The 7,439-nt window shown below is 74.9% G+C and carries 7 protein-coding genes; all 7 read right to left on the reverse strand.

The annotated features are described in order from the left end of the window. Positions 1 to 113 precede the first annotated feature (113 nt). The gene (locus Cph01nite_RS04585; protein ID WP_203671512.1) at positions 114 to 1,319 is read right to left on the reverse strand and encodes an ABC transporter permease; all 1,206 of its coding nucleotides are present in this window, start codon (positions 1,317 to 1,319) and stop codon (positions 114 to 116) included. Beyond that, positions 1,316 to 2,131: an ABC transporter ATP-binding protein gene (locus Cph01nite_RS04590; RefSeq protein ID WP_203671514.1), complete on the reverse strand. Its 816-nt coding sequence runs from the start codon at positions 2,129 to 2,131 to the stop codon at positions 1,316 to 1,318. Before Cph01nite_RS04590 ends, Cph01nite_RS04585 begins: the two co-directional genes overlap by 4 nt. Next, entirely contained in the window at positions 2,128 to 3,147 is a 1,020-nt protein-coding gene (locus tag Cph01nite_RS04595) for a permuted SH3 domain-containing protein (RefSeq protein ID WP_203671516.1), read from the reverse strand. The genes Cph01nite_RS04590 and Cph01nite_RS04595 overlap by 4 nt, the downstream gene beginning before the upstream one ends. A 94-nt stretch (positions 3,148 to 3,241) precedes the next feature. Next, a complete protein-coding gene (gene galK / locus Cph01nite_RS04600) occupies positions 3,242 to 4,492 on the reverse strand; it encodes a galactokinase (protein ID WP_203671517.1) in 1,251 nt (416 codons plus the stop codon). Beyond that, positions 4,489 to 5,694 (reverse strand): galactose-1-phosphate uridylyltransferase, encoded by a 1,206-nt coding sequence (galT, locus tag Cph01nite_RS04605; RefSeq protein ID WP_239069023.1) that lies wholly within the window; start codon positions 5,692 to 5,694, stop codon positions 4,489 to 4,491. Before galT ends, galK begins: the two co-directional genes overlap by 4 nt. Then, the gene (locus tag Cph01nite_RS04610) at positions 5,691 to 6,494 is read right to left on the reverse strand and encodes a DeoR/GlpR family DNA-binding transcription regulator (protein ID WP_203671580.1); all 804 of its coding nucleotides are present in this window, start codon (positions 6,492 to 6,494) and stop codon (positions 5,691 to 5,693) included. Before Cph01nite_RS04610 ends, galT begins: the two co-directional genes overlap by 4 nt. 162 nt (positions 6,495 to 6,656) lie before the next feature. Next, on the reverse strand, positions 6,657 to 7,439 hold a 783-nt coding region (locus Cph01nite_RS04615), incomplete at its 5' end, for an endo-1,4-beta-xylanase (RefSeq protein WP_203671519.1).

The following is a 7,439-nucleotide window of genomic DNA, read 5'->3' on the forward strand; positions in this document are numbered from 1 at the left end:
TGGGGCGCCCGCCGGGTCCGACCTCGGGATGACCCGGTGCGCCCGCTGGGATGACACGCGCCCGGATGGTTGGGGTACCCCGGTATGGTCCGTGCGTCGGCCGCCGGGGCGTCTCAGTAGCGGATGGCGTCGATCACCTTGACGCGCACCGCGACCGTCGCCGGGATCACGCCCGCCAGCGCGCCGACGCCCGTCGCGCACGCCATGCCCACCAGGGCGGCCGACACGGGGAAGGGCGGCCGGTCCTGGATCCCGCCGCCGAACAGGGTGTCGACGGGGATGTTCTTGATGACGGCGACGGCCAGGACGACGCCGACGAGGCCGGCGACGGCGGTCGCGACGACGGACTCCATGAGCACCCCGAAGAAGATCCTGCCCGAGGTGGCGCCGAAGGACCGCCGGATCCCGATCTCGCGGATGCGGTGCCGGACGGTCACGAGCGCGATGTTCACCAGCCCCAGGCCGCCGAGCAGCAGCGCGAACGCCCCGACCCCGAGCGCCACCCAGCGCGCCGCCCCCTCGAGCGCGCCGGAGCCGAGGTCGCGGTTGTCGTAGACCTGGACCTCCCAGCCGGGCAGCACCGCGGCGACGTCGCGTCGCAGCCGGGGCGCCAGGTCGTCGACGACGTCCGGCGGGACCCACACCTTGAGCGACGGCACGGCCTGCCCCCACCCGTCGTCGGCGGGCGTGTACCACCGCACCAGCTGCTCGTAGAGGACCATGGCCGCGGGCTCCTCGCCGGGCCAGCGTGGGGCGGTGACGCCCACGACCACCGCGCGCACAGGTGTCTCGTCGCCCAGCAGCACCGTGGGGTGCGCCTCGAGGCCGCCTGCGCCGAGGCGCTCCAGGAACGCCTCGTTGACCACCACCACCGGCGCGTAGGCGGTGGCGTCCGTGTCGGTGAACCACCGGCCCTGGTCCACGCCGACCCGCTGCATGGTCCCCAGCGCGGGGTCGACGGCCCGGACCTCGACGCGTGACGTCCCGTCGGGGAACCGGAAGGGCACGGAGGTGTACCAGTCGCGCGACGCCCACGTGATCCCGTAGCGGGCGAGGACGCGGTCGTACGTCGCGTCGAGCTCGGTCGCCGGCGCGGCCTGCTCGCTCATCCGCCACGCGTCGACCGTCAGGGTGACCTGGCGGCCCATGGCACGCTCGGCGGACTCGGTGTACCCCTGGGTGAGCATCTGCACGGCCGCCGTGACGGCGGTGATCGCCATGACCGCGGCGGCCACGCCGATGAGGGCGAGCAGGACGCGCAGGCGGTGCAGGCGCAGCTCGTCCCACGCCTCGACGAGCGCGCCGACGAGGCCGGTCACTGCTCGGTCCGGGCGGGCACGGGCCGGCTGAGCTCGGGCACCCCGGCGACGCCGCCGGGCACCTGCGGCAGGCGGCGTGCACCGGGCAGCGTCGGCACGTCGCCGACCCACTCGTGGCCCGCGCCGCCGAGGTCCACCGGCACCAGCACGCCCTCGGCGAGGCGGTAGTGGCGCTGGGCACGTGCCGCGACCGCCAGGTCGTGGGTGATGGTCACCAGGGCCGCACCGGTCAGCGACGCGATCTCGTCGAGCAGGCCCATGACCTCCTGGCCGGTCTCGACGTCGAGCGCTCCCGTGGGCTCGTCCGCGAGGATCACCCGGGGTCCGCGCACGAGGGCGCGCGCGATGGCGACGCGCTGCTGCTCGCCGCCGGACAGCTTCTCGGGCATCGTGTCGAGCCGGTCGCCCAGCCCGACGCGCTCGAGCATCTGGGCCGCGAGCGTCCGCCGCCGCCAGAACTGGCGGCCCGGTGCGTACATCAGGGGCGCGGCCACGTTCTCCAGCGCGGTACGCCCGGGCAGCAGGTTGAACTGCTGGAAGACGAACCCGAAGTCGCGGCCGCGCCGCCGGGTGCGCTCGCGCGCCGAGAGCCGCCCGATCGGGACGCCCTCGAGCAGGTACTCCCCGTCGGTGGGGGCGTCGAGCAGACCGAGGATGTTGAGGAGCGTCGACTTGCCCGTCCCGGACCGGCCGACGACCGCGACGTGCTCGCCGGTGTCGACCGCGAGCGTGACGCCGCGCAGGATCTCCAGCACCCGGTCGTCGGGCAGCCGGACCGACCGCGTGACGTCCGTCAGCTCCAGCAGGCTCATCCGCCGCACACCGCCGGGTCGTACGTCCGCGGGTCGTCGCAGTCGACGGTGTCCTCGCCCGGGACGGGCACGAACTGCAGGACCTCGTCGCCGAGCGCGAGGCCCTCGGTGATCTGCACGACCTCACCGTCGGTCAGTCCCAGCCCGACCTGGCGCAGCTCGGGCTCGGCGTCGGCGGACGCGACCACCCACACGTTGCCCCGCTGCACCGTGCCCTGCACGGCGGTGACGGGCACGACGACCACGTCGGTCGCCGTGCCGTTGACGATCTCGAGGTCGGCACCGAGGCCGGGGAACGCGGTGACCTCGCCGGGCAGCGCGCACGTGATGGTGCCCGACGGGGCCGCCGCCGGTGCGTCGGGCTCGGCCGGGGTCGCCGGCGGGGCCGCCGTGCCGATGCGCAGCCCCGTGCAGGTGAACGGTGCCGGGCCGCCCTTGAGCGTCACGAGGGCCTCGGTGGGTGCGCCCACGAGGCGGTACTGCTGGTCGGGGGTGAGCGTGCCGGACACCGAGAGCGTGCCGGGGGACACCTGGCCCACCGTGTCACCGACGGCCACCACCTGGTCCTTGAGGGTGGGCAGGCTGAGGGTGCCGGCCACGGCGGCCGTGACCTGCTCGAGGACGACCTTGGGCTTGCGCTCGGTGACGGTCGTCTCGCCCGTCGCGGGGTCGGTCCTCGTCAGCGGGTCCTGCGGCGTCTCCTGACGCACCTCGAGGACCGGTGTGCCGACCTCGACGCGCTGACCGTCGGTGGCGAGCAGCTTGGACACCGTGCCGGCGAGCGTCGCCCTGACCGGGACCGCCGGGTCCGCGACCACGGACGCCCGCACGGTGACGGCGTTCGTGATCGTCGCGGTCGAGGCCGCCACCGTCGGCTCGACGACCTGACCGGTCGGCTCGACGCCGGAGGCCGCGGTGGTCACGTCCGCACCGGCGAACGCGATGCGCACCAGCGCGACCGCGATGACGGCCCAGACGACGATCCGGAGGGCCGGGAAGACGTAGCGACGTACCACTGCGGTGTGCTCCTCGCGTCGGTGAGGGCGAGGCACCGCGCGGTGCGGGTCGCCTCGACGTCGCGAGGCTAGCGGTGGGGGTGTCGGCGCCGCGTCAGACCTCGGTCGTACCTGCGGGCGGTCCGGCGACCGCGACGGCGACGGCCGGCGCCGGCAGGTCGTGCGCGTCGAACGCGGCGGCGACCGCGTCGGCGACGTGGTCGACGTCGCCCGCTGCGACCAGCGCGATCGCGGAGCCCCCGAAGCCGCCGCCGGTCATGCGGGCGCCCAGGGCGCCGGCCGCGCGGGCCGCCTCCACCGCGACGTCCAGCTCCCGGCAGGACACCTCGTAGTCGTCGCGCAGCGACGCGTGCGACGCGTCCATGAGCGCACCGGCAGCCGGGACGTCGCCCGAGTCGAGCGCGGCGACCAGGGCGGTGACCCGCGCGATCTCCGACGTCACGTGCCGCACCCGGCGCACCAGCACCTCGCCGTCGGGCCCGGCGGCGAGCGCCTCGAGCGCCCAGCCGTCGCCGCGGGGGTCGTCGGCCACGTCCCGCAGCGACGCGACCCCCAGCCGCCGTGCGGCCTCCTCGCACGCCGCGCGGCGCTGCGCGTACTCGCCGTCGACGTGCGAGTGCTCGGCGCGCGTGTCGACCACGAGCAGCGCCAGGCCGTGCGCGGCGAGGTCGAACGGCACGTGCCGCACGGACCCGTCGCGGCAGTCGAGCAGCAGCGCGTGCCCGGCGCGGGCGCGCAGGGACGCCGCCTGGTCCATCCCGCCGGTGGGGGCGCCGGCCATCTCGTTCTCCGCCCGGACGCACAGCGCGGCCAGCACCGCGCGGCCGGCGTCGTCGGTGGGGGCGCCGGCCGGGTCGACCCGCCCGGCCAGGCCCAGCCCGTGCAGGTCGTCGAGCGCGACGGCGACCGACGCCTCCAGCGCGGCGGACGAGGACAGGCCGGCGCCGAACGGCACGCACGAGTCGATCGCGACGTCGAACCCGCCGACGTCGTGACCCGCCTCGCGCAGCGCCCACGCGACGCCGACGACGTACGCCGCCCACCCGCCGACGGCCCCCGGCACGGCGTCGGACAGGCGCACCTCCCGCACCCCCGACGGCTCCTGCGCGGAGACGAGCCGGACGACGTCGTCGCCGCGCCGGGCCAGAGCCGCGTAGGTGCGGTGGGGCAGCGCGATCGGGAGCGCGAGCCCGCCGTTGTAGTCGGTGTGCTCGCCGATGAGGTTGACGCGCCCCGGCGCGGACCACACGCCGTCGGGTGCCGCGTCGAACGTGGCGGCGAACAGCCGCCGGACGCGACGCCCGCCCTCGGCGGCGTCCCAGGCGGGGATCCTCACGGCGCTCACGCCAGCTCCTGCAGGCGGTGCGCGATGCGCTCGGGTGTGGTGTCGGAGATCCACGAGGCCATGGCGGACTCGACCCCTGCGAGGTACTTCAGCCGGCCCGGGGCCCGCAGCACCGAGAAGACCTGCAGGTGCAGCCGCGACACGTCGCGTCCCTCGCGCACGGGTGCCTGGTGCCAGCCGCTGATGTACGGCAGCGGGATCGCCCGGCCGTCGCCGTCGACGAAGAACCGGTCGAGGCGCTCCAGCAGCGCCAGGTACGTCGTGGACAGGTCGGCCCGCTCGGCGTCCGTGAGCGCCGGGAGGTCGGGCACGTCACGCCGCGGGGCGAGGTGCACCTCGACGGGCCAGCGGGCGGCGTACGGCACGTACGCGACCCAGTGCTCGGACTCCAGGACCACGCGCTCACCGTGCCGCAGCTCCGCGTCGAGCACGTCGCGCAGCAGCACGCGGCCCGTCGCGTCGTGGTGGGCGCGGGCCTGCCGCAGCATCGCCTGCGTCCGCGGCGTGACGTACGGGAACGCGTAGATCTGCCCGTGGGGGTGGTGCAGCGTCACCCCGATCTCCTTGCCTCGGTTCTCGAAGCAGAAGACCTGCTCGACGCCGGGCAGGCGGGACAGCTCGCGGGTCCGGTCGGTCCAGGCCTCGACGACCGTGCGCATCCGGCGCGGGCCCACGGTCGCCAGGGAGGCGGTGGGGTCCGCGGAGAAGCAGATGACCTCGCAGCGGCCCACGGCCGGGCGACGCTGCCACAGCGGCTCGCCGGCGACGGCTTCGGGGCTGCCGTCGGCGCCGGGGACGTCGAGCAGCGAGGGGAACCGGTTCTCGAACACCACGACGTCATAGTCGGTGGCCGGGATCTCGCCGTCCTGGTAGGGGGCTCCCGGTGTCGCCGGCGCGAGCGGGTTCGCGTCCGCCGGGGGCAGGAACGTGCGGTTCATCCGGTGCGCGGCCATCGGGATCCACTCGCCGGTGAGGGGGTCGAGCCGCAGCTCCGGTCCCCTGACGGGGTGCGGCACGCCGTGCGCGTCGACGACGGGGGCGAACCGGTCGGGCAGCGGACGCGGGTCGTCGAGGCGGCGGGTGGCCCCGCCCGAGACGAACGGCTCGGAGTCGTCGTAGTAGATCAGCTCCCGACCGTCGGCCAGACGGGTCGGGGTGCGGCGCACCCGGGGGGTGACGTCGTCCTGCACGGGGCTGCTCACGGCTGGTCTCCGGTGGTCGGCTCGGGGGTGGCGAGGAGGAGGCGGTCGACGGCGTCCGACAGGTGGGTGCGCGCCTCGGCACCCAGCCCGGTGTCGACGACGAGGGTGTCGATCTCGTCGAACCCGCAGATGCGGGCGAGCCCGACGACGCCCCACTTGGTGTGGTCGGCCAGGACGGTCGCGGCGGCGGCGCACCGCACGAGCGCGCGGTCGGTGGCCGCCTCGGCGAGGTTCGGGGTGGTCGGGCCGTCGGCGTCGAGCCCGTGCACCCCCAGGTAGGTGCGGTCGACGCGCAGCTCGTGGAGCGTCGCGTCGGCGACGGGCCCCACGAGCGCGTCGGACGGGGTCCGGACGCCACCGGTGAGCACGACCTCGACGTCGTCCGTGCCGTGCAGCGCGTCGGCGACACGCAGCCCGTTGGTGACGACGGTGAGCGGGCGCAGGGTCGCGTCGGCGGCGATCATCGACGCCAGCAGCCAGGTGGTGGTGCCGGCCGACAGGGCGATCGCCTGACCGGGCTCGACGGTGGCGAGCGCAGCGCGCGCCACGGCGGCCTTCTCGCGCGAGGACCAGGTGCGCTTGGCCTCGAAGCCGGGCTCGTCGGTCGAGCGCGCGGGGGTCTCGGGGGTCACGGCGCCCCCGTGGACGCGGCGGACGAGGCCGGCGCGGGCGAGCTCGGCGATGTCGCGGCGGACGGTCATGTCGGACACGTCGAGCGCGACGACGAGGTCGGCGACGCGCACGGCGCCGTGCTCGCGGATCGCCGTGAGGATCCGCTCCTGCCTCTGGGACGCGAGCATGACGACAGTATCCATCACGATCGAACATAAACCAACAGGCCTCCGCTCCGACGACGGCCGAGCAGCACGGAGGGCGTGGTGCCGTGTGGCACCACGCCCTCCGTGGTCATCGTGGGTCGAGCCCGACGGGTTCAGCCGTCACCCGGGCTCGGCCGGGCTGTCTCAGGACGCGGCGCAGCTCACCGTCGGCCAGGTCCAGGTGCCGCCGTGCTGGACGGTGAACCCGAAGGAGACGGTCTGGCCGTTGGCCAGGGCGCCGTTGCCGTTGGGTCGCATGACCATGACGTTGGCCGAGGGCCAGGACGGGGTCCCGCTCCAGGTGGCGATGATGCGCTGGGGGCTGCGCACGGTGACCGTGGAGGTCCAGCTGCTGATGTTGCCGTTGGCGCGGATCGTCACGACGCCGTTGAAGCGGTCGTTCCACTTCTCGCCCTCGGAGTACGTCGCGGTGCAGGTGCCGCCACCGGTGGGCGGGGGCGTCGTCGGGTTCGCCGTGGGGTTGGCCGTGGGGTTGGCCGTCGGCTGCTGCGTCGGCTGCTGCGTGGGCTGGGTGGTGGTCCCGCCCGGCGTGGCGCGGGTGCCACCGGCGTTCAGGGCGTCCAGCGTGTAGTTGTACGCGGCCTTCTTGTTGCCGTTGCCGTCGAACAGCAGCGGGGTGCCCGAGGCGCGCCAGGAGTCGGAGTCCTTGACGCCCCACACCGTGATGCCGGTGCAGCGCGCGACCGACAGGCACGCCTGGACGATGCCGCGGAACTGCTCGCCCTGGGAGTTGCCCGAGCCCTCGATGTCCAGCTCGGTGATCTGCACGTCGACACCCAGCGCGGCGAAGTTGCCCAGCGTGGTGTGGTAGTCCGAGGGCACGGGGTTGCCGGAGTTGAAGTGCGCCTGGAACCCGACGCAGTCGATCGGCACACCACGGGCCTTGAAGTCGCGGACCATGTTGTA

Origin of the sequence: Cellulomonas phragmiteti, from assembly GCF_016862775.1 — a bacterium.
In the GTDB taxonomy this organism is placed as follows: domain Bacteria; phylum Actinomycetota; class Actinomycetes; order Actinomycetales; family Cellulomonadaceae; genus Cellulomonas; species Cellulomonas phragmiteti.